Annotated in this window: 19 protein-coding genes; 10 read left to right on the top strand and 9 right to left on the bottom strand. The window is 68.1% G+C overall.

All coding sequences use genetic code 11. From position 1 onward, the window contains the following. The coding region (locus tag ABZ321_RS35875; protein ID WP_354899750.1) for a hypothetical protein at positions 1-342 on the bottom strand (342 nt) is incomplete at its 3' end. 168 nt (positions 343-510) lie between these two features. Between ABZ321_RS35875 and ABZ321_RS35870 the strand changes: the two genes are divergently transcribed. The 3 genes from ABZ321_RS35870 to ABZ321_RS35860 all read left to right on the top strand — a co-directional run bounded on the left by ABZ321_RS35870 (position 511) and on the right by ABZ321_RS35860 (position 3,215). Next, a complete protein-coding gene (locus ABZ321_RS35870; RefSeq protein WP_354899747.1) occupies positions 511-1,944 on the top strand; it encodes a VWA domain-containing protein in 1,434 nt (477 codons plus the stop codon). Positions 1,945-2,016: 72 nt separating this feature from the next. Then, entirely contained in the window at positions 2,017-2,568 is a 552-nt protein-coding gene (locus tag ABZ321_RS35865) for a DM13 domain-containing protein (RefSeq protein ID WP_354899744.1), read from the top strand. An 11-nt stretch (positions 2,569-2,579) separates the two neighbouring features. Then, a complete protein-coding gene (locus ABZ321_RS35860; protein WP_354899741.1) occupies positions 2,580-3,215 on the top strand; it encodes a response regulator transcription factor in 636 nt (211 codons plus the stop codon). A 17-nt stretch (positions 3,216-3,232) separates the two neighbouring features. Here the strand turns inward: ABZ321_RS35860 and ABZ321_RS35855 are convergent, their stop codons facing one another. Genes ABZ321_RS35855 through ABZ321_RS35840 form a run of 4 tightly spaced genes read right to left on the bottom strand, consistent with a single transcriptional unit; the run spans position 3,233 to position 7,180 of the window. After that, positions 3,233-4,336 (bottom strand): hypothetical protein, encoded by a 1,104-nt coding sequence (locus ABZ321_RS35855; RefSeq protein ID WP_354899738.1) that lies wholly within the window; start codon positions 4,334-4,336, stop codon positions 3,233-3,235. Further along, a complete protein-coding gene (locus tag ABZ321_RS35850; protein ID WP_354899850.1) occupies positions 4,333-4,824 on the bottom strand; it encodes a SigE family RNA polymerase sigma factor in 492 nt (163 codons plus the stop codon). The genes ABZ321_RS35855 and ABZ321_RS35850 overlap by 4 nt, the downstream gene beginning before the upstream one ends. Next, on the bottom strand, positions 4,821-6,326 hold the full coding sequence (locus ABZ321_RS35845) for a hypothetical protein (RefSeq protein WP_354899736.1): 1,506 nt from the start codon (positions 6,324-6,326) through the stop codon (positions 4,821-4,823). Before ABZ321_RS35845 ends, ABZ321_RS35850 begins: the two co-directional genes overlap by 4 nt. Next, a complete protein-coding gene (locus ABZ321_RS35840) occupies positions 6,323-7,180 on the bottom strand; it encodes an ABC transporter ATP-binding protein (RefSeq protein ID WP_354899733.1) in 858 nt (285 codons plus the stop codon). Before ABZ321_RS35840 ends, ABZ321_RS35845 begins: the two co-directional genes overlap by 4 nt. 116 nt (positions 7,181-7,296) lie before the next feature. On the opposite strand from ABZ321_RS35840, the gene ABZ321_RS35835 reads away from it, so the two are divergent. Then, positions 7,297-7,740 carry a hypothetical protein gene (locus ABZ321_RS35835; protein WP_344501393.1) on the top strand — a complete coding sequence of 148 codons (444 nt, stop codon included), beginning with the start codon at positions 7,297-7,299 and terminating at the stop codon, positions 7,738-7,740. Here the strand turns inward: ABZ321_RS35835 and ABZ321_RS35830 are convergent. Next, positions 7,724-8,824 carry an ATP-binding protein gene (locus ABZ321_RS35830; RefSeq protein ID WP_354899730.1) on the bottom strand — a complete coding sequence of 367 codons (1,101 nt, stop codon included), beginning with the start codon at positions 8,822-8,824 and terminating at the stop codon, positions 7,724-7,726. The two genes, ABZ321_RS35835 and ABZ321_RS35830, sit on opposite strands and share 17 nt — an antisense overlap. A gap of 326 nt (positions 8,825-9,150) precedes the next feature. Here ABZ321_RS35830 and ABZ321_RS35825 point away from each other — a divergent pair, with 326 nt between their 5' ends. Both ABZ321_RS35825 and ABZ321_RS35820 read left to right on the top strand, forming a co-directional pair. Beyond that, entirely contained in the window at positions 9,151-9,531 is a 381-nt protein-coding gene (locus ABZ321_RS35825; RefSeq protein WP_354899727.1) for a hypothetical protein, read from the top strand. Then, positions 9,491-9,817: a DUF6331 family protein gene (locus ABZ321_RS35820; protein ID WP_354899724.1), complete on the top strand. Its 327-nt coding sequence runs from the start codon at positions 9,491-9,493 to the stop codon at positions 9,815-9,817. The genes ABZ321_RS35825 and ABZ321_RS35820 overlap by 41 nt, the downstream gene beginning before the upstream one ends. Before the next feature lie 898 nt (positions 9,818-10,715). Here ABZ321_RS35820 and ABZ321_RS35815 read toward each other — a convergent pair. The 3 genes from ABZ321_RS35815 to ABZ321_RS35805 form a co-directional block, all read right to left on the bottom strand. Next, positions 10,716-14,369: an NB-ARC domain-containing protein gene (locus ABZ321_RS35815; protein WP_354899721.1), complete on the bottom strand. Its 3,654-nt coding sequence runs from the start codon at positions 14,367-14,369 to the stop codon at positions 10,716-10,718. A gap of 456 nt (positions 14,370-14,825) precedes the next feature. Next, a complete protein-coding gene (locus ABZ321_RS35810; protein WP_354899718.1) occupies positions 14,826-15,464 on the bottom strand; it encodes a 2'-5' RNA ligase family protein in 639 nt (212 codons plus the stop codon). A 25-nt stretch (positions 15,465-15,489) separates the two neighbouring features. Then, a complete protein-coding gene (locus tag ABZ321_RS35805; RefSeq protein WP_354899715.1) occupies positions 15,490-16,746 on the bottom strand; it encodes a helix-turn-helix transcriptional regulator in 1,257 nt (418 codons plus the stop codon). A gap of 370 nt (positions 16,747-17,116) precedes the next feature. Between ABZ321_RS35805 and ABZ321_RS35800 the strand changes: the two genes are divergently transcribed. From ABZ321_RS35800 to ABZ321_RS35785, 4 genes are all read left to right on the top strand, one after another. After that, positions 17,117-17,434 (top strand): hypothetical protein, encoded by a 318-nt coding sequence (locus tag ABZ321_RS35800; protein ID WP_354899712.1) that lies wholly within the window; start codon positions 17,117-17,119, stop codon positions 17,432-17,434. Between the two features lie 184 nt (positions 17,435-17,618). Continuing rightward, complete coding sequence (locus tag ABZ321_RS35795; protein ID WP_354899709.1) at positions 17,619-17,999, top strand: hypothetical protein; 381 nt, start codon at positions 17,619-17,621, stop codon at positions 17,997-17,999. Positions 18,000-18,143: 144 nt separating this feature from the next. Continuing rightward, positions 18,144-18,872 (top strand): GntR family transcriptional regulator, encoded by a 729-nt coding sequence (locus ABZ321_RS35790; RefSeq protein WP_354899706.1) that lies wholly within the window; start codon positions 18,144-18,146, stop codon positions 18,870-18,872. A gap of 131 nt (positions 18,873-19,003) precedes the next feature. Beyond that, on the top strand, positions 19,004-19,393 hold the full coding sequence (locus tag ABZ321_RS35785; RefSeq protein ID WP_354899703.1) for a transcriptional regulator: 390 nt from the start codon (positions 19,004-19,006) through the stop codon (positions 19,391-19,393). Positions 19,394-19,630: the final 237 nt, after the last annotated feature.

Raw genomic sequence — 19,630 nt, 5'->3', positions numbered from 1 at the left:
GAGCAGCAGCGGGTGCTCGATGATGCTGCCTTCGCTCTCCTCGCCGCGGCGGCGGGCGAGCATCGCGAGCAGCAGCGGGTGCTCGATCATGCTGCCTTCGCTCTCCTCGCCGCGGCGGCGGGCGAGCATCGCGAGCAGCAGCGGGTGCTCGATCATGCTGCCCTCGCCCTCCTCGCCGCGGCGCCGGGCGAGGGCCGCGAGAAGCAGCGGGTGCTCGAAGATGCCTTCGCCGCGCTCCTCGCGGCGGGACATGAGCGCGGCCAGCAGCAGCGGGTGCAGCGGGCCTTCCTCTTCGCGCTCGCTGGTCTCGGTGCGGCCACGCTCGGCAGTGGAACTGGTCATGGGTACTCCCTGATCAGCGATCCGTCGTCACGGGCCATGGCGTCGGCCCGTGCGCTTACGGGTTCCAGCATTCCGGCGGTGCGCGAGCACGCACCCCACCCGAGCGGCATGACAGTTCGTCCGGGCAGGCCGGACTGGGGCTGGCCTCGTTGTGGTGCAATCATCGGCGTGACCGTTGCGATCCTGGCCCGAGGGCAGAACACGGCGTTGCCGGTGGCGGCGTCGTACACCGTGGAAGTGAGCCACTCGGCGGGACCCGAGGTCGACCTGGTCGCGTTTCTGCTCGACGAGTCCGGCCGGGCCCCCGGCGACGAAGCGATGGTCTTCTACAACCAGCCCGGCGGGGCGGGGGCGCGGTGGATGCCGCCGCAGACCGTCGCCGGCGTCACCCGGCACCAACTCCAGGTCACCCCGGGCGGCTGGTCGGGCTCCACGGTCCGGGTCAGGATCGGCCTGACCGTCGCCGGTGGCACCTTCGCCGCGGTGCCGGGGCTGCGCGCCTCGGTGCACGGTCCGGACGGCGAGCTGTACGGCCTCGACCTCGGCACCCCCGACGTCCAGGACGCCCTCATCGTCGGCGACGTCTACCGCCACCGCGACGCGATCAAGGTCCGCTGCGTCGGCGACGGCTTCACCGACGGCCTGCGCGGCCTGGTCACCGACGCCGGCCTGACGGTCGACGAGGAGCCCGCGCCCCCGGCTTTCGCGCACCCACCGTCCTCGGCCGCTCCCGCCGCGGCTCCGGTTGGTTTCGCGCCGCCACCGCCTGCTCCGGCCGCGGCTCCGGTTGGTTTCGCGCCGCCACCGCCTGCTCCGGCCGCGGCTCCGGTTGGTTTCGCGCCGCCGCCACCGTCGGCGGGCCCGGCGCCTGCGGCGCCGGCCGTCGGCCTCACGAAGGCCAAGCAGATCAGCCTCGCCAAGCCCGCGCCCGGCGCGTCGAACGTCGACCTGCGCAAGTACGCCGTCGCCGTCTCCCTCGTCAAGAGCGGCCTCGACGGGCGCACGTTCCGCGTGGTGCTGGCCATCGACTGCAGTGGCTCCACGAAGAAGCTCTTCCGCAGCGGCGTCATGCAGCGCTCCCTGGAGCGGATGGTCGTGATCGCCGACCTCCTCGACGACAACGGCGAGATGGAGGTGTGGTTCTTCGGCGACTTCCCGGTCCGCTCCGCCCCGGTCCGCGTCGCCGACGCCCACGACTACCTCGACCGCCTGGCCGCCGACAAGAAGCGCGCCGAGGGCGGCAACTTCGAGCCCCGCGTCATGAAGGAGATCCTGGACTGGACCGCCGCCGAGCCGTCCCCCCACCCGACGCTCGTGCTGTTCTGGTCCGACGGCGGCGTCCACGCGGAGAAGCAGATCACCGAGCTGCTGGTCCGTTCGAGCGACCGCCCCGTGTACTGGATGTTCCTCGGCCTCGGCGTGGCCGACTACGGCGTCCTCGCCCGCCTCGACAACGTCCGCGGCGGCCTGGTCGACAACGCGGGCTTCATCCCGATCGACGACATCGACCAGTTCTCCGACGACGACCTGTACGGCCAGATCTTCGGCTTCGTCAGCCGCTGGCACACCGCCGCCGCGGCGGCCCGCATCCTGCCCTCATGAGGCGAACCGTAAGCACCCGGTAAGCACGCGGAGGCTGGCCGCGCGGAACGGATGGCCGGTTCACTGAAGCGCATGAGATGGAAGCTGGCCGTCCCGGCCGCCGTCCTCGTCGCCGTGCTGGGGTTCGGCCTGTACTGGTTCGCGCCGTGGCGCCTGTTCACCGACACCACCGTCCACGAGGCCCTGACGGCGCCGACCGGGCCGACCGCGACGGGCCAGGCGCAGGGCGGCGCCGTCGCGACGCAGAGCGGCACCGCGGCGCCGGTCGTCGTGGCGCCGGTCGTCGTGGCCAGCGGCACGTTCGTCACGCACGAGCACGAGACGTCGGGGACGGCGCGGCTGGTCCGGGCGGCCGACGGCACCCACCGGCTGGAGATCGCCGGGCTGAGCACCTCCGACGGGCCGGACCTGCGCGTCTGGCTCACCGACCAGCCCGTCGTCGCGGGCAAGGCCGGCTGGTCGGTCTTCGACGACGGCAGGTACGTCGAGCTGGGCAGGCTGAAGGGCAACAAGGGCGACCAGGCCTACGCGATCCCCGCCGGCACCGACCTCGCGAGCCTGCGCTCCGTGACGATCTGGTGCAAGCGCTTCTCCGTGTCGTTCGGGGCGGCGCAGCTCGCCTAGGCTGCTCAGTTGTGACGATCCGGGTGCTCATCGCCGACGACCAGCCGATGGTCCGCGACGGGCTGCGGCGGATCCTCGGCGCCGAGCCCGACCTGGACGTGGTCGCGGAGGCGGCCGACGGGGTGGAGGCGCTGCGGCTGGCCCGCGAGCTAGCCCCCGACGTGGCGCTGCTCGACATCCGGATGCCACGGATGGACGGGCTGACCGTCACCCGGCACCTCGCCGGCGGCCCGACCCGGGTCGTCGTGGTGACCACGTTCGACCTCGACGAGTACGTGTACCCGGCGCTGCGCGACGGCGCGTCCGGCTTCCTGCTGAAGCGGTCCGGCCCGGCCCTGCTGGTCGAGGCGGTCCGCGCCGCGCACGCCGGGGACAGCCTGATCAGCCCGTCGATCACGGTGCGGCTGCTGAAGCACGTCACGGGACCCCGCCCGGCCCGGCCCGCGCCGGTCGAGGCGCTGACCGAGCGGGAGCTGGAGGTGGCCGCCCACGTCGGGGCGGGCCGGACCAACGCGGAGATCGGCGCCGAGCTGTTCATCTCCGCCGGCACGGTGAAGACCCACGTCGCCGCCATCCAGCGCAAGCTCGGCGTCCGCAACCGCGTCGGCATCGCCGTCTGGGCCTGGGACACCGGCACCGTGGCGTGACGGCCGAGACCGGCGCGTCAGGTGACGAGCCGGTCGGCCCAGGTGGACGGGTCGAAGGGGGCGCGGGCCACCCGGATGCCCTCGGCGATCGTCAGGAGCGCCGGGCTCGTGTACGTGCCGGTGCCGGCGATGTGGATCCGCAGGCCGTTGACGTCGGGGAACTCGACGGAGGGGCGGAACCGGTCGTCGGTGAAGACGGCCGCGGGGCGGCCGCCGATGGTCAGGGTGGGTGCGGCCGAGGTGGCCGACAGGCCGACGCGCATCATCGAGATCTCGGCGCGGTCGACGGTGTTCTCGCCGGCCCAGAGGGTGGCGAAGAGCAGGCGGCCGGGGAGGTCGTTGCCGGCGAGGGTGGTCTCGCAGCCCAGCAGTCCGGCGCCGGCCGGTAGGGCAGTGAGCTGGACGGGCGCGGCGCAGCGCAACGTGACGTCCAGGCGGACGCGGGCCTTGATGCGCGCGGCGTCGGCGGTGGCGGCGTCCTCGGCGAAGAGCTGCGCCCACACGCCGGGAACCGGCTGCCAGCGCTGGTAGTAGAAGCGCTGCATGGGGCCGGAGGTGAAGACGAAGAGGCCGTCGCCCCGGTCGGTGGCGGTCGGCAGGTGGCCGGCCGGGTCGCGGTTCTCGTCCTCCAGGAGCCGGTCGAGGAGGGCGGTCGTCTTCGCCAGGGACACCTTGTAGGTCGCGCCGTCCCGGGCGAACTCGATCGTCTCGACACCGCCGGTCGAGCGCCACGTGGTGTACGGGGACACCACGCTCCACTCGTCGACGGTGAAGTGCAGCAGGGCCGGGTCGGTGCCGATCCTCGACGGGTCGGCGCGCACCGCGACCGCGGGCAGGCCGGGGACGGACCAGCCGCCCGGCGGCGGGTATCTGATCCAGTCGGCGCCGGCACTCTGGGACGCCTGCGCGGCCGGCCCGGGCACGCCCGGGGACCGCGAGACGGTGACCGCGCCGGCGGCGGCGACGACCGCCACGAGCGCGACGCCGCGCACCGCATAGGCGCGGGCCCGCAAGCGGCGGCCCCGGCGGGCGGCGGCGTCGGCGAGGGCGGACGTGTCGACGACGTCGCCGTCGTGGGCGCCGAACGTGGCCGCCAGGTCCTGTTCGAGCTGGGTGCTCATGAGACGCTCCGGGATGAAGAGGGCTGGTGACGGGCGCGCAGGGTCGTGAGCGCGCGCAATGCGGTGGTCCGGACGGTGACGGCCGAGCAGCCGAGGATCTCCGCGATCGCGACGTCGTCGAGATCCTCGTAGTAGCGCAGGACCAGGACCGCCCGCTGGCGCACCGGCAGGGCGAGGACCATCCGCCACAGGGCGTCCCGCTCGGCCACCGCCACCCCGATGTCGGGGGCGGCGGTGGGCGCGGCGACCAGCGCGACGGTGACCTCGCCGCTGGAGCGACGGCGCCACCAGGAGGTGTTGGCGTTGACCAGCATCCGGCGGACGTAGACGTCGGGGCGCTCCGCCGCCGACACCCGCCGCCACTGCACGAACGCCTTGGCCAGGACCTCCTGGACCAGGTCGTCGGCCCGGTGCTCGTCGCCGGTCAGCAGCCGGGCGAAGCGCACCAGGGCCGCGCCCCTGCCGTGCACGAACTCCTCGAACGTCACCCCCAACAGACGCTTCCACGGCCGCCGAATGTTCTGACGGTCCGGAAGAAGAACACGATTCCCAGCAGCGCCAGCGCCGAGGCCGCGACCAGAGCCGGCGGCGGGCCGCCCGAGGGCAGGGCGCCCATGAAGTCCACCGCCGCGACGTCGTTGATCAGCATGTACCAGAGGATCGTGTAGACCGCCTGGAAGGTGCGTGCGGCGCCGGTGAGGGTGCCGAGGGCCAGGGCGAGCGCCGGGATGAACAGCGCGCCGGCCGTCCAGGCCGCGAGGCCCGCCCGGTCCGCCTCGACGGCCATCCGGATCGCCGGTGGCGCGGCGGTGCCGGCCGTCAGCAGTACACCCGCGGCGAACTCGGCGAGAAGGCGCCGGCGCGGACCGGGATACGCCGCGAGGATCGCCCCCGCCTCGCGCCGGGTGCCCAGCCGCGACCACAGGATCACCGGCCAGATCCACACGACGGCGAGCACGGAGCCGGGATCGACCGGGGAGGCGAGCGCCAGCAGGGCCAGCAGCGCCGCACCGGTCCACCACCACCATGGCGTGCCCCGTAGCAGGACGCGGAGCTCGGCGAACGGCAGCCGCACCGCGGACCCGGTCACCACGGCCGGCGTCTGCGGGAGTCCCTTGTAGACGGTCCTCGGCTCGCCGGCGGAGACCGCCGCTGCGGGGCCACGGGTCGCGATGTCGAAGCGGTGGAACCACAGCGCCGGCAGCAGGGCCACGGCCACCGCGAGCAGGGTCAGCGCGACCCGGCCGGCCGCGAACGGCGGATCCAGCGGCAGGCCCGGCCAGTCGAACGTCCGAAGTGGAGCGTCCACGTACATCAGACCCAGGCCGAACGAGTCGGACGTCGCCGGCATCGTGCCCGCCAGCTGCGATACACCGATCCCGCCGAGCGGCGCCGACGCGGACTGGCCGCCGATGGCGCCGACCATCCACACGAAGCACCACAGGATGTTGCCGAAGCCGGAGCGCAGCACCGGCGTCGCGTCCCACAGCAGCGCCGCGGCGGCCGTCACGGCCAGCATCGGCAGCGCCAGGAACACGAACGGCGTGAGCAGCCCCACGAGGTCGACGGTCCGCGACTCGCCGCGCAGCAGCTGGAGCGCGAGGGCGGTGACGGCGAGCGTCGCCGCCATCGAGCCGAGCACCAGCAGGTTGCTGGCGAACTTACCGGCCAGATACACCGGCGTGCGCAGCGGCGACGCCGCGAGCAGTTGGCCGACCCCGGTGCGGACGTCGCGGGCGACGGCGTCGCGGACCAGGTAGAACCCGACGAACGTGAGCCACAACGCGCTGGTCAGGGCGGTCACCAGGCCGACATAGGCGCTGGTGTAGGTGCCGCGGAAGCCGCCGGCGTCGAGCACCACCCAGCGGGCGTCGGTCGGCGGCACCGCCAGCCAGCCCAGGCCGACCGCCGAGATCAGCATCACGAGGTACGCGGGGCGGCGCACCCGCTCCCGGAAGTCGGCGACCGCGAGCCCGATGACGGCGGTCACCGGGTCACCGCCAGGTAGGCGTCGGAGAGGTCCGGCGCGACGGGGGTGGCGTCCGGGGCGGGGCGCTGCGTGGCGAGCACCCGGACCCTGACGTGGCCGCCGGTGCGGATCTGCCTGGTCACCGGCATGCGCTGCTGGACGCCCGGCAGGTCGGCGGGGTCGACCGGCAGCTCCCACACGTGCCCCGCGACGCTGCGCACCAGGTCGCCGGGGTCGCCGTCGAACCGGATCCGGCCGGCGGCCATGACGACGATCCTGGTCGCGACCGACTCGACGTCGGAGACGATGTGCGTGGACAGCAGCACGGACCGGTCCGCGGACAGGTCGCTCAGCAGGTTGCGGAAGCGCACCCGCTCCTCGGGGTCGAGGCCCGCGGTGGGCTCGTCGACGACGATGACCCGCGGGTCGGCGAGCAGCGCCTGCGCGATGCCGACCCGGCGCAGCATGCCGCCGGAGTAGCCGCCGAGGGGGCGCTTCGCGGCGTGGGCGAGGTTGACGAGGTCGAGCAGCTCGCCGACGCGGGCGCGGGCGGAGCGGTGCGAGAGGCCGCGGACCGCCGCCAGGTAGGTGAGGAACTCTTGGCCGGTGAGGTGCGGGTACACGCCGAAGTCCTGCGGCAGGTAGCCGAGCGCTCTTCGCAGCGGGGCGGGCCTGGTGACCGCGTCGGCGCCGTCGAAGCGGACCTGCCCCCGGGTCGGCCGGGTGACCGTCGCCGCGATGCGCAGCAGGGACGACTTGCCCGCGCCGTTCGGCCCCAGCAGCCCTACCAGGCCGGGCCCGAGCCGCAGCGTCAGGCCGTCGACCGCGCGCTTCTGCCCCTTGTAGACCTTGGTGATGTCGATCAGCTCAAGCATGGGTCCAGCCTCGCGGTCGCACGTGGTGGGCACATCTGCCGAACGGGAGAGACGGCGCCCCCCATTTGGGGGTGGGATGTCGTAGCCTGTTGCCGCTTCCACGGGAGGAATGAACCATGGCCATCTCGGCTCAGCAGCAACAACAGGCCGCGCAGCTCACCCCCTGCCGGTTCTGCAACAACGTCCCGACCGCGCAGACCAAGTTCCGCGGGCACCGGGGCCTGATCATCATGATGCAGTTCCGTCACGTCGACGGGCCGTTCTGCCGCGACTGCGGCATGGCCACGTTCCGCGAGATGACGTCGAAGACCCTCATCCAGGGTTGGTACGGCTACGGCTCGTTCTTCATCACGCCGTTCGTCGTGCTCTGGAACATCATCAACCGGCGCAAGGTCGCGAACCTCGCGCCGCCGCAGCCCTCGCCGTACGGCGGCGCCCGCCAGCCGATGAACCCGGGCAAGCGGCTGCTCGCCCGGCCGATCAGCATCATCGGACTGCTCATGCCGTTCATCCTGGTCTTCGCCGCCATCCTGCTCATCACACTCACCAGCGACGCGTGACCTCACCGGCTGGCAGGTGACAGGTCACCTGCCAGCCGTCGCCCCGCGGCCCCGCGTGCAGCTCGCCGCCGAGCGCCTCGACCCGCTCCCGCAGGCCGGCGAGCCCGCTCCCGCCACCGTCCCTGACCGCCGTCGATCCGCTGCGGTCGTTGACGATCACCAGCCCGACCCGGCCGTCCGCGACGCTCACGGTCACCGTCACCTCGGTCGCGGCCGGGGCGTGCCGGCGGACGTTGGTCAGCGCCTCGATCACCACGTGATAGGCCGCCTTCGAGGCCTCGGCCGACATCGCCGGGATTTCCGTCATGTACAGATGTGCCTCGGCGGGACCGGTCGCACCGAAGCGCTCCACCACCTCCGGCAGGTCCCCGACGCCCAGGACGCGCTGCGACGCGGGCCCCCGCAGCGTGCTGACCATCCGGTCCATCCCGTCCAGGGCGCGCAGGCCGGCCGCCTCGATCTCCGGCAGGCCCGCCGCCTGCGCCGCGATCACGATCCCGGTGACCTCGTGCGCGACCAGGTCGTGCAGGTCCCTGGCCAGGTCGAGCCGGTGCGCGCGGCGGGCCCGCTCCTCGGCCTCGCGCCTGCGGTGGTCGCCGAGCCGCAGGTACAGCCCGGCGCCGGCCACGCACACCGTCGCCCCGAACGCGCCGCTCACCAGCAGCACCGACGCCTCGACCCGGTCGCCCGGCACGTGCAGCGACATCCGCAACGGCAGCGCCGTCATCGCCACCCCGACGGCGACCCCGGCGGGCGCGGGCGCCCGCCGGGCGAGCACCACCAGCAGGACCCCCAGCCCCACGAACTCGAACGGCGCCCACAACGCCGCCGGCTCCGGCGCCCCCCGGTACACCACGTCGGCGAGCACCGACCCCGCGGCGACGGCCATCGCGGGCCGCGGCGCCCGGGCGAGCGCTGCGACGGCGACGGCGGCGAGCGCGGCCGCCCCGGCCACCACCCCCGCGCCCCCGGTCCGCGGCAGCGCGCACAACCACAGCGCCCCGACCGGCAGCACCAACAGGACCAGCAGGAGCACCTTCGCCCGTTTTCCGGGCCCGGCCCACCCCTCCCGCTGCCGGCCCATAGCAAGCGAGAATAGTGCTTCGCGCGAGGCGTGATGCCGTACTTCATCGTGCTGCTGCTGACGCCGATCTGCGTGGCGATCGCACTCCACCGCCGCTTCCCGGACGGCCCCACCGAGGACGCCCCGCTGCGCCTCCTGCGCTGGCCGGCCGGTCTGGGTCTCCCCGCAGCGAGCCGAGTTCGGCGACCTCGCCCACCTCGACGGTCGCTGGGCCCGGCTGCGCTTCGCGCTCGGCTGCACCGGCGCCGCGCTGGTCATGCCCCCTTGGGGCGGGGCCGCCGGTGGGCTCTGGGCTCTGACCGGCACCGCCGCGGCCGCCGTCGCCCTTGCCGCCGGCCGGACCGTGGCTGGATCGCCCTCCCGTCCTCGACATCACCTGCGCCGGGTTCCTGCTCGGCGCCAGCGCGCTGCTGTGCCGCCCCGGCATCGCCCTGCTGCACCTGCTCTACGCCACGGTCGCGGTCGCCGTCCTCGGCGGCGGCGGACCACCCGACGAGGACGGCGGCTTCACCGCCCGCGGCACGGTCACCGACCGCCTCGCCAACAACATCGTCGACCTCGCGGTCGGCACCCTGCTCATCGCGATGGTCGGCTGGGCGGCCGCCGCCCTCGCCGGCAACCTGCCATCCATTGCTCGACGCGGCGGGATCAGCGGAAGGAGCGGCAATGGCGGACGTGTCGGTCGAAGTACCTTCGCCCCTGAGTGACTGCATCACCTACTGCGAGGTCGAGTGCGTCACCGCGTGCTGCGGGATCGATGCCATCTCCACCGACCCCGCCCTCGTCGAGGCGTGGTGCCGTCAGGCGGGGGAGCGCGTGGTGACCGAGGCCCGGCTGCAGCTCGCCGAGCTGATCGAGCTGGCCGAGGACCGCACGCACCGCGTCACGTCGACCTTCCTGAACTGCCACACACCCACCGAAGCCGCCCGGCGCGAGCTGCTGGACTTCCTGGCCGCCCTCGACACGGCGCTGACGGCCTGCGACACACCATGAACCTCAGCGCGGCTCCTCCGCCAAGGCGCCGCACCAGTTCAACGAAGAGGTGGCGACGCACCTCGACAAGGTGGCGCGGAAGGCTAGTGGCACGCAAGATCAGGAAGAACGTGCCATAAGCCTGTGACCTGGTGCCCCCGGCAGGATTCGAACCTGCGACACACGGTTTAGGAATTCAGGTCGATCAAGCGAGGCGCGGTCACTCACCTGCGGTGACCTGCGCCTCGCTGGCTTGCCTACTCCCGCTGAATACCCGTGATTGACCGCTGTTGACCCTGAGACCGGGCACGCAACGGGCACGCCGGCCGACCTGCTTCCGCGCTACGCCCTCAGCGCTGAAGCTCCTCCGTACACCCGTCATGCACCCCTGGGAAGCGGGCCGCCGGCGGGGGTGCCTCGTGCGCGCGGAGGGTGAGGGCCGCGCGGACGCTTGGCGCCCCCGTCGGCGGTCTGCTTGGCTTCGCCTGCGTGGCGGGAGTGCGGAGGAGTGGCCCCCTCCGGGACCCTGAGGCCCGCCGGGAGGCAGAAGCGCAACTACACGCGGAGGGCAACGCTGCGGGAGCGACGGTCTGTAGCCCCACGGACGTCGCGGTAGCTCAGATTGAAATGAGGTGCTTCGACTGCTACAGGCATCCCGCCTCGCGCCTTTGGCTTGTCTGGCTGCCCTTCTCAGGCGCTCTCCGTACGGCTCGGACGTGGTGCCCCGGGCCGGGCGGGCTTCCGGCGCCGGCGCTTGCGCCGGGCGCCGTTTGCACGCCGAGCCGGGTGTCCACGTCCGAGCCTGCGCCGAAGGCGCCTTGATCTAGTACAGCCAAATTCGGCAACGATCGAGCTCGAAATAAGCTTCGACGGCCGTGTCGAAACTGACAGTACGCAGGGCAGCGTCTACGGCATAAGGTCATTGCCGCGCTGGGTGTGACACATACCCCTTTTGTCTTGGATACATCGGCGTCTGGCTGCGCGGTGTGCAGTATTCCAGCAGATAAGTTCCGCCGCGGCCTGCAACGGCCAAGAGGGGCTCGGTCGGATGCCAAGCGCAAGAGTAGGCTGATTCCGCGAGGTATAGCGCTGCAATGCAAGTCATAGTCTCGAGATTCCAGATTCTAACCGCTCGGTCCTCGCCAACTGTCGCAAGCAAGCTGCCACTCGGAGAGAAATCACAGCCACGAACGGGCGCGGTATGGCCATGAAGCTGACGAATGACAGTGCCGGCAATTGGGTCCCATAGTCTTACCGATCGGTCTTCGCCTCCTGAGGCGAAACGTTGTCCATCTGGGGAGAATGTGCAGCAAAAGACTTCGCCTTGATGGTCGGCAATTCTTCTTCTCGGACGACAGGCTGGGGCGTTCCAAAATCTAATAGCTCCAGCTGAGTCGCCTGTAGCAAGTAGTGCGCCATCTGGAGAGAAGGCGCATGTATTGACGGAGCCATCTACGGTCCCGGAGAGTCTCAATGTGCTGTGATCGTCCAGATTCCAAACGTAGACTTCGCCTTGGTCGTTTGTCGCAACGAGCTGCTTTCCATCCGGAGAGAACGTACAACTGTGAACGACTCCTGGGATAGCAAACGTGCTGGTGAGGCCGCCGTCCACAGTGCTCCAAAGATTCACGTCGCCATGGCCGGTAGTCGCCACCGTCGCAGCGTCGGGAGCAAACGCACAGGCTTGGATCGGTATTGTGTGTGCACCAAGTACGCGATGCACGCCACCGGTGGCTACGTCCCAGAGATGAGCTCGCCTACTCAGTCCTGAGGTGCCAGAAGTCGCAGAGGCCAGCACTGCACCGTCAGCAGAGAAGGCAACTCCACGTGCTGGCGTACTGTGCTCGTTGGGATATGGGCCCAACGTTATTTGGGATAGCTTCCACAGGCGCATTGAAGTATCGTGGCTTGCTGTCGCAAGGATGGAGCCGCTTGAGGAGACTGCGCAATCACTGACCCACTCGGTGTGCCCGAAGAACACCTTAAATTCCGTGCGGGTGTCAATGCGCCACAACCGTGCGGTTTTGTCGTTGCTCGTCGTAACTAGCCATTCGCCATTCGGCAAAAAGGCGCAGGCCGTGACCGCAGTGGTGTGGCCTCGCAGGGTGGTGATCTGTAAGCCTGTAGATACATCCCAAAGGCGGGCGGAACGATCAGTGCTGGCGGATGCGAGCAAGGCGCCATTAGGCGAGAATGCGCAGTCCCATACTGCTTGTCGATGACCCGCCAACATCAGATGAAGTTGGCCCGTGCGGACTTCCCAAAGGCGTACGGTCTTGTCGGTGCTGGCCGTTGCCAAGAATCGGCCGTCTGGCGAGAACGTACATGAATTAACGCTGTTGGTGTGACCCGTCAGGATCCGCTTCGATTGCCCGGACACGGCATCCCAGATTCGGACGGCCTTATCCGTACCAACAGTAGCAATGAGGCTTCCATCGGGTGAAAATGCGCAATCCATTACTCGCCTTGTGTGGCCACGTAGTACTGCTATTGACATGCCCGTATGTCTGTCCCAAATGCGGGCAGTCCCGTCATCGGATGCGGAGGCGATCTTAGTTCCGCATGGAGATACGATACAGCTGTTCACGCAATCACTATGGCCGAATATCGTCAATTGCAGGGCCCCAGTGCTTACGGCCCACACTCGCAGTGCTCCATCAGTGCTCGCCGAAATTACGGCGGCTTCATCTGGCGTAAAGGCGCAGTCGGTAATTATGCTGCCGGGCACCTCAATGGAGCGCGTCAACCCTCTGTCGTGCATATCGGGAAGAGCCCACCGGCTTTTTAGATATGGGCGCCGGAGAGTGCGAAGATGACTCTCTGCCAATACTGAAAGTGTCTCGTAGCCGACCAAGCGGCTCGCGATCGTCACGCCAAGTGCTGCTGGAGGCTCGGTGGGGATCAGCAAGTGCGAAATCCTGCGCAACTCTTCCACGAGCAGCGCAGCCTTCGGCCCACCAACGCGGTTGAGGTCATCCTCGACATGCAGGGTCGATCCGCACGCCATGATCGATGCTTCAACCCATCGAAGATCGAGCGCCAGTGCTGACGCCTCATCAGCACGGTCAGCTTCAATCAGGTGACGTACCAGCTGGGTCCAGAGAAATGTCAGTTCACGCGGCAGGGACCACCAGACGATCTCATTTGCATCGTTCGTTCGTATCACCGCTGCCACTTCATCGACGAATCGGCGATGAACGGCCTGGTGTTCTGCAGCCGTTCGTTGGGTAATGAGGTACGACCGAATCACGTCGTGCAGCAAGACTCGAGGACCTGCAGCGTCTAGGCGGTAATCGGCGACGAGGCCCAGGCTCGTTAGCTCCTCACAGAGCCCTTCCGTGTCGCGACCTGCCCACAACAGGGCGAGCGCATCGAGTGGGATTTCGAGATCCTCGGCGAAGATGACAAGATCAAGGTAGCGCGCCTTATCGGCATCGTCGAGTAGGTCGAGACTTGCTCTGATGGTCGTCGCTACGGCCTGGTTTCGGTGGGCGGGACGCCGTGGATCAAACGTCGCCGGGCCGTTTGCGGCTAGCCGATCAATCACCTGCGCCACGGCGATCTCGGTTGGCAGTCCGCGGCTGATGCGTACTCTCAACGCGCCGTTGACGAGGTTTAGCAGTACAGGCCAATATCCAGTAAGTTTCACAAGTCGCTGCGTTGCGATGGCGGCAAGCTCCGAAATCCCCCACTCAACCAGTTCAACTGCCTGCTCGGATGTCATCGCATCAACGTTGACCCGCGTGGATGACTGAGGGAAGAGATCCGGAATCCTGGTCGTTACGAGGCGGGTACATCGGCGTCCACCGAACCGAAAATGCCGAAGTCTCACTTCATCCCATACGTCATCGATGACCAGCAAGACAGGGCGCTCAATGGCGTCGAGTCGCTGTCCTAACTCGGTGCCCGCCGAGTCTGGGTTGGCCAGCGTGGGGCGTTCTCCAGACAATCTGTAGGACAAGTCGTTGATCTGTTCGGCGACATTAGCATCAGTGGTTTCGTTGCCGACGGTCACCCACAATATGCCACCGCTAAACCGTTTCTGTATTTCGGGTTGATGGCAGACCCACGCCGCTAGGCGGGTCTTGCCAAATCCGCCAGCACCATACAGACCTGTCACCGCGATGTCACCACCGTCAGCTTGGAGCACCGCCTCTAGGAGATCTACGCCGAGCTGTCCCCTGTCGATCATTCGGTCCAGCGGCGGCGCCATGTTTGGAGGCGCGTGCAGACCTGTTCTGTCACCGTGTAGATCGGCAATAGCCTGGCGGAGCGCGGCGACCGTGGCTTCTGCCACCGTTGATGCATGCTCTACGCGAGCGCTTATAGCCTCTAAACGGTTCAACGGAAGCTTGAACGAGTCAATCAGCAGTGTCTCTAGTTGCCGATCATTCTTAATGCCGCCGAGCGCCGCCAGGGTGTGAGCATCGTCGCCTTCACGATCAGCCTTCCAGCGGCGAAGTAGATCAGCGGGATACATTGATGTTCCATTTAGTCGATCATCGACCTCGCTGTGGTGAGGCGTACACAGAAGCAGCAGGTTTCCAAACGACTCGCGCTCCTCGGCGGGCAAGTCGGCACGATACCTGGCAGACCCTTGTTTCACGCCATGAATGTGTGCAATCTGCGCGTTCTTTTGGTACCTGCCCGGAGCGACCTCGGCGACCACGGGCTCCGCGCAGCCCGGTGCATAGCAGGTGTTGTGGCTAAGAGCCCACAGCGCAGCCTGAACCGCATCGGGGATGTGCGCCCGTCCCGACCTGCTATTCGATCGCATCTGGCGTTCTCGCTCCCTGGCCGACTATGCACCAGCACGGACCCATCATCGCTAGATGAGCAGCTGCGTGCTTTTTCTGGACCTCATAGTATAAGCCGCTATTTAAAGCCGTCAGCGTTTAGTGCGGAGCGCTGACGGTACCCAAACCGTCCTGACGGACGCATACGAAGGGCTTTCGGGGATAGTGGTCGCTGCGGTATTCAACTCGGTACGCCCACGCGCCACGCCCTGAGCGGTGTGCAACGCGCTCGTTTACTCCATGCCGAGCGGCACAGATGCGCAGGTCGACCATCGGTAGGTGGACCCTTCTCGACGTAGCAGGACGAGTTCAGCAGACATTGTAGTGACGCTAACGGTCGGAAGACCTCGGAGCGGTTCGACTCTCGCTATCAACGATTTGGCGGACTCGTTGCTGTTGCAGTACGCCACGCCGATGTGAGGACGGAAAGCGGCTTCATCGTTGAGGCAACTGGCAGAACCCGCTGCGACAAGCTGGCGATTCAGTTCGAGCACGGGCTCCCAAGGTGTGACGGTGAGGCGGACGGCGCCGGGTGAGCCAGCGAGCGGTCCAGCCGTCAACGTGAACGGCCGCAGCGACGTGCATAGGTCGGTTGCGCGTCCGACGGTTTCCTTCACCTCCGCGGGGGTGATCTGGTCTTCCCAGGCCAGTTTCGCCATGGTGAGGTGCAGGGCATCGAGCGGGACGGGATCGAGGTACGGCAGCTGTAGTCGGCTCTGGCACTGTTCGGCAAGGCTGCGCAGCGGGGCAGAGTCCCATGTCAGATACCAGTAGTACGCCTGGCGGCCTGGTGTCCATGCTGGACGGTCCCAGTGGTTCTGCATCGTGGTGAGCGAGGAGAAGCGGTCCCAGTCCTCCTGCTGTCGGCTCATAGCAAGCGAGGATAGTGCTCGATGCTCAGCGCCGTTCGACCGCGCGGAGCGTCTCGGCGGCCTCGATGAGCGCGGCCGTGCCGGACCAGCGCGACGCGGCGTCGATGCACTCTCGACTGCGCTTGAGAACAGACAGGATCGGCCGCTCCGCCGACAGGGTTAGAGCTTCGACGACCAGGCGGGCGGCCTCGTCGGGCTCCGGCTCGTTGGCCAGGATTAGCGCCTTGGCGATGTCGAGCCGGACGAGTGATTGGCTCCAGCGAGACTCGGAAGCTTCGAAAATCGGCATCACCTGATCAGCGAACTCGCGGACGCGATCCGGCAGGCCGAGATCGACGTATGCGGTCGCGGCGTTCGATGCCGTGCGGGCGTTGCTGTACAGCCCGAACGAGATACACGATGACACCCCGGGTGGTGTCGCGTGCTGCTCTGCAAGGCGGTAGGCGCGTTGAACGGCTTCATCGACACCTCGGACGTCGCCAAGCTTGCCTAGGGCGCGAGCTTCGCCGTTGCTGGCGAGGCGGATGGCCTGCGGCCCGTTTTTGGCGTACCGCTGGCCGTCGCGCGCGAGGTCGACCGCGGTGCGGTAGTCGCCGACGTAGTAGGCGCAGAAGCTCTGCGTGCCGCGTGCCCAGGCTTGGAGGTCGGTGGACCTGGCGAACTCGCCGAGCTGGAACGCCTCCTCGCTGTACGCGCTGGCTGCGCTGAACTTCCCGAGGTTGACCGCCATGTAGCCGAGCAGCCCGGACAGTTTGCCGGCGATGAGGTAGAGCTTCTCGCGGTGGTGCGGGCGCTGTGATCCGTCCAGGGCGCGTTGTACCTGCTGGCGCTGGAGGACGACGTAGTTGACGAGAGGCTCGGGGCCTTGCTGCTCGTACAGCTCGACAATCGAGTCAATGGCGTCGTCGAACTCGGCGGTCACGTGGTCGTCGGTGTTCGACATGGTCAGACGCTGCCTGCGCTCGGCGATGTCAAGCGGCGACTCAAACAGCGCGTCGACACTGGCCGAGCTCGCGCTCTTGGCAGCCGGCGGCTTCGCCGTATTTGACATGGCGAGGTGCTGTTCAGTCACGCCGTACAGGGTGCAGATCAACCGGCGATAGCGTCGGTCTGGGGCCTTGACGTCGCGCTCCCACTTCGACACCATCTGCCGGTCGATGCCGACTCGCTCTTTGAGGTCTGTCCAGGCCAGGGCGGCGAGCTTGTCGACGAACTCCTGTTGCGTAAGGCCGTGCTGCTCACGGAGCAAACGGAGACGTTCGCCGAAACTCGTGCTGTTCATGCCCGTCCTCCCCGACGCTTGCACTCAATGTAGCTGCCCGAACACAGCGTGGACAGCGCCGGGACTACGAACGGGACTACAAGGGGACTACAGCGCGGACCTCCTATGTACATAGGCGATTTCGGATGCTTGTCGTGTGTCTCAGACGGGTGTCATGGCGGTATGTACTGATGGCCTGCCTGCTCAGTGCCGGGCCTGTGAGGGTCGCGGCTGGCGAGTGTCGACGGCGCTGCGGACGCTGACGACGACCGAGGGTCCGCGCCTGTTCGTGCGGAAGACCTGCCCCGACTGTCTTGGCGTGCCGAGCCAGTACCGCTCGTCCGAGACCATTCAGGCCGATTGAGACAGGGCGGGTGACGGAGGCAGGGAAGTGCGAGAAGCACAGTTCTATGTCGCAGCAACGCCAGTGGCGCCCCAGGCCGACCTCGACCTGGATGTCCGGACGATGCGGTCGTGGCTGGCGGTCGATGACGACGGTGCCCCGGTCCTGGTCATCAAAGACGATGACGTCACCGTGGTCGTCGACTTCGGGCTCGGCGGCTCGTGGGACCACGCGATCCGTGCCGCGGAACGCCTCGGAGACTCGGCGCTGGCGTACGCATCGAAGCTGCGCGAGGTGATGGCTGCTCAGAAGGTATCGCCGCCCGACCAGGGGCTGGCGGATGACAAGGAGGAAGCATGCAGGTGAGCAACGGCGGCGTGATCGTCGACATCGAAGGTGCCGGGGGACGGTGAGTTCAACCTGGTTGGATAGCGGCCCTGGCTCGTCATGGAAGGACGCAGGTGGCCCCTTGATGCTCGTAACACCAAGGGACCGCCGTCCATCGTGACATCCCCGGGCTCGCCTGGAACACGTGGAAGGGCGGCGCAGCATGATCGTGCAAGACGACCTTCGCGATGACGCGCTCCGGTTGGAGATCGCCATCGCACTTCTCCCTCTCGTCGGCCGCGTCACGCGACTCGACGACGACATTGCGGTCGGCCTCCGGGGTAACCGGTTGACCGACCAGGACGACCGGCGGCTCGTGATCGACGACGCCGCGCGACGCTGGGAGTCGCTCGACTCCAGCCAGCAGCGTTGGTACGGCGACAGCGCGCGAACGGCCCTGTACGAGTACGCGTGCGAGTACGTCGAGACGGTCGAGGCCGGCGCGCCTGGTGTCGACGAGGTCGACTCACGCAGCTACGAAAGCGCGATGGAAGCGTTGTGGCGCAAGCACATCGACGCTCTCCGCGCATCTGTCGCGAGCTGATGGATCGGGCCTCGGCATCGCCTGGTGCCGGGGCTTCGCCGCGTCGTGCTCGTCGGCTAACTCCTCATGGAGGTTCGACAGCGCGGCGCTCTCACAGTTAAGGTCTTGACAAGCTATGTTGTCGTCTTTGAATGGTGGGTCTCCGTGCCGATCGAGTACAGACCTCCCAAGTACATAACCATCGTCAACGCGCTGCAGGCCCGTATCGAGGACGGCACGTACGCGTCCGGCGAGATGCTGCCCAGCGAGACCGCGTTGATGGGCGAGTTCGACACGTCCCGGCCCACGGTCGTGCGGTCTCTGGAGATCCTGCGGCAGGCCGGCTGGATCGACACGCAGCAGGGCAAGGGTCGGTTCGTCCGGTCGAAGCCTGCTGAGCCGCGATCGTTGCCGGCGCACGCTGCGTCACTGCTGGCTGGCGAGGCGGAGGGTCGGATCCGTGTCCTGGACGTCGCCGAGGTTCCAGCTCCGGCGCGGGCAAGCGCTGCGCTGAACATCGACGAGGGGTCACCAATCGTGGTGCGGCGTCGTCTGGTCAGCATCGACGGGCTTGGTCCGGTCGAGCTGGGCGCGGCATACGTACCGGTCCAACTGGCTGTGGGCACCGCCGTCGGTTCGGCTGAACCGCTGTCAGAAGGCTTGCTGCGGCACCTGTCGGTGCGCAAGGGTCTGCACTTCGATCACGTGACCGAACGCATCTCTGCACGTCCGGCGACGACCGACGAGTGCAAGCTGCTTGAGGTTGACGAGGGCGGCTGGCTGCTGACGGCATTGTTCTCGGTCTACACGCGGGCGGGGCAGCCGGCGTTCGCGCTCGATGTCGCTGTGCCGCCGTCGCGGCATGAGTTCGAGGACTCGTTCCCGATTACCTAGCCGGGATGCCCGCATTACTTCAATGTGGGCATCTCGTCAAACTTCGATCCCTGGGCACTTAACAAGCTAGGTTTCGTCGCTACACTTAAGTCACACATAACAAGTTAAGCGGTTGTCTGAGAGGATCAAGCGTGGCACTCAAAGGTGGTAGTCGGTTCTCGATCCGGTTCGAGGACGTGTTCCCCGCGGGGTGCGTGCTGGTGCCGGACTCGATCGTCGAAGCGCAGGACTACAACGAGGTGACCAAGGCCCGCACTCCTGCGCTGGACAAGCTCACCGGCCAGCGGGTGTGGAGTGTCCGCGTAATGGACATGGACCCCGACCTCGCCGGGCGGGCACGCGAGGTGGCGGTCAAGGTGTCCGCACCCGTGCAGCCGGTCCCGGACAATGGTGCGCCGTTCGCGCCGGTCGAGTTCGAGGGGATGACGGTCACGCCGTACGTCGGTCCGACCGGTCGGCTCGCGTACTCGTACCGGGCGGCGGGGTTCCGATCCTCGACGCCTGCGAGGAAAGCGGCTTAAGAACAACAGCGCGGGGCGGTCTGTATGCCGTAGGAAGCCGGACCGCCCCGCTGCCAACCAAGCCCATTGCTGAGGTGTGGAAGGCGGGTTTCATCATGCCCATTTCTGGGCGGCGTCGCCAAGCCTGCCCCGGCCAACTCCTGCTGCTCATGCCTGTTGCGCGCGATGCGCGGGGCCGTTTCACCCGCTGGTTCACCGGGATGCCGCTGCAACTGCTGGCGGTCCGCCGGGACGCGC

The organism is Dactylosporangium sp. NPDC006015 (genome assembly GCF_040614215.1).
Classification (GTDB): domain Bacteria; phylum Actinomycetota; class Actinomycetes; order Mycobacteriales; family Micromonosporaceae; genus Dactylosporangium; species Dactylosporangium maewongense.
The sequence above is the reverse complement of the archived record's forward strand: the minus strand, read 5'-3'. Positions and strand labels throughout refer to the sequence as shown.

What these genes read in the sequence shown, in the direction of transcription:
- ABZ321_RS35820 (WP_354899724.1), top strand. Translation starts at nt 9,491, where the DNA reads ATGGCGGACGTGTCGGTCGAAGTACCTTCGCCCCTGAGTGACTGCATC.
- ABZ321_RS35835 (WP_344501393.1), top strand. Translation starts at nt 7,297, where the DNA reads ATGGCCATCTCGGCTCAGCAGCAACAACAGGCCGCGCAGCTCACCCCC.
- ABZ321_RS35805 (WP_354899715.1), bottom strand. Translation starts at nt 16,746, where the DNA reads ATGAACAGCACGAGTTTCGGCGAACGTCTCCGTTTGCTCCGTGAGCAG.
- ABZ321_RS35865 (WP_354899744.1), top strand. Translation starts at nt 2,017, where the DNA reads ATGAGATGGAAGCTGGCCGTCCCGGCCGCCGTCCTCGTCGCCGTGCTG.
- ABZ321_RS35855 (WP_354899738.1), bottom strand. Translation starts at nt 4,336, where the DNA reads ATGAGCACCCAGCTCGAACAGGACCTGGCGGCCACGTTCGGCGCCCAC.
- ABZ321_RS35795 (WP_354899709.1), top strand. Translation starts at nt 17,619, where the DNA reads ATGATCGTGCAAGACGACCTTCGCGATGACGCGCTCCGGTTGGAGATC.
- ABZ321_RS35810 (WP_354899718.1), bottom strand. Translation starts at nt 15,464, where the DNA reads ATGAGCCGACAGCAGGAGGACTGGGACCGCTTCTCCTCGCTCACCACG.
- ABZ321_RS35840 (WP_354899733.1), bottom strand. Translation starts at nt 7,180, where the DNA reads ATGCTTGAGCTGATCGACATCACCAAGGTCTACAAGGGGCAGAAGCGC.
- ABZ321_RS35830 (WP_354899730.1), bottom strand. Translation starts at nt 8,824, where the DNA reads ATGGGCCGGCAGCGGGAGGGGTGGGCCGGGCCCGGAAAACGGGCGAAG.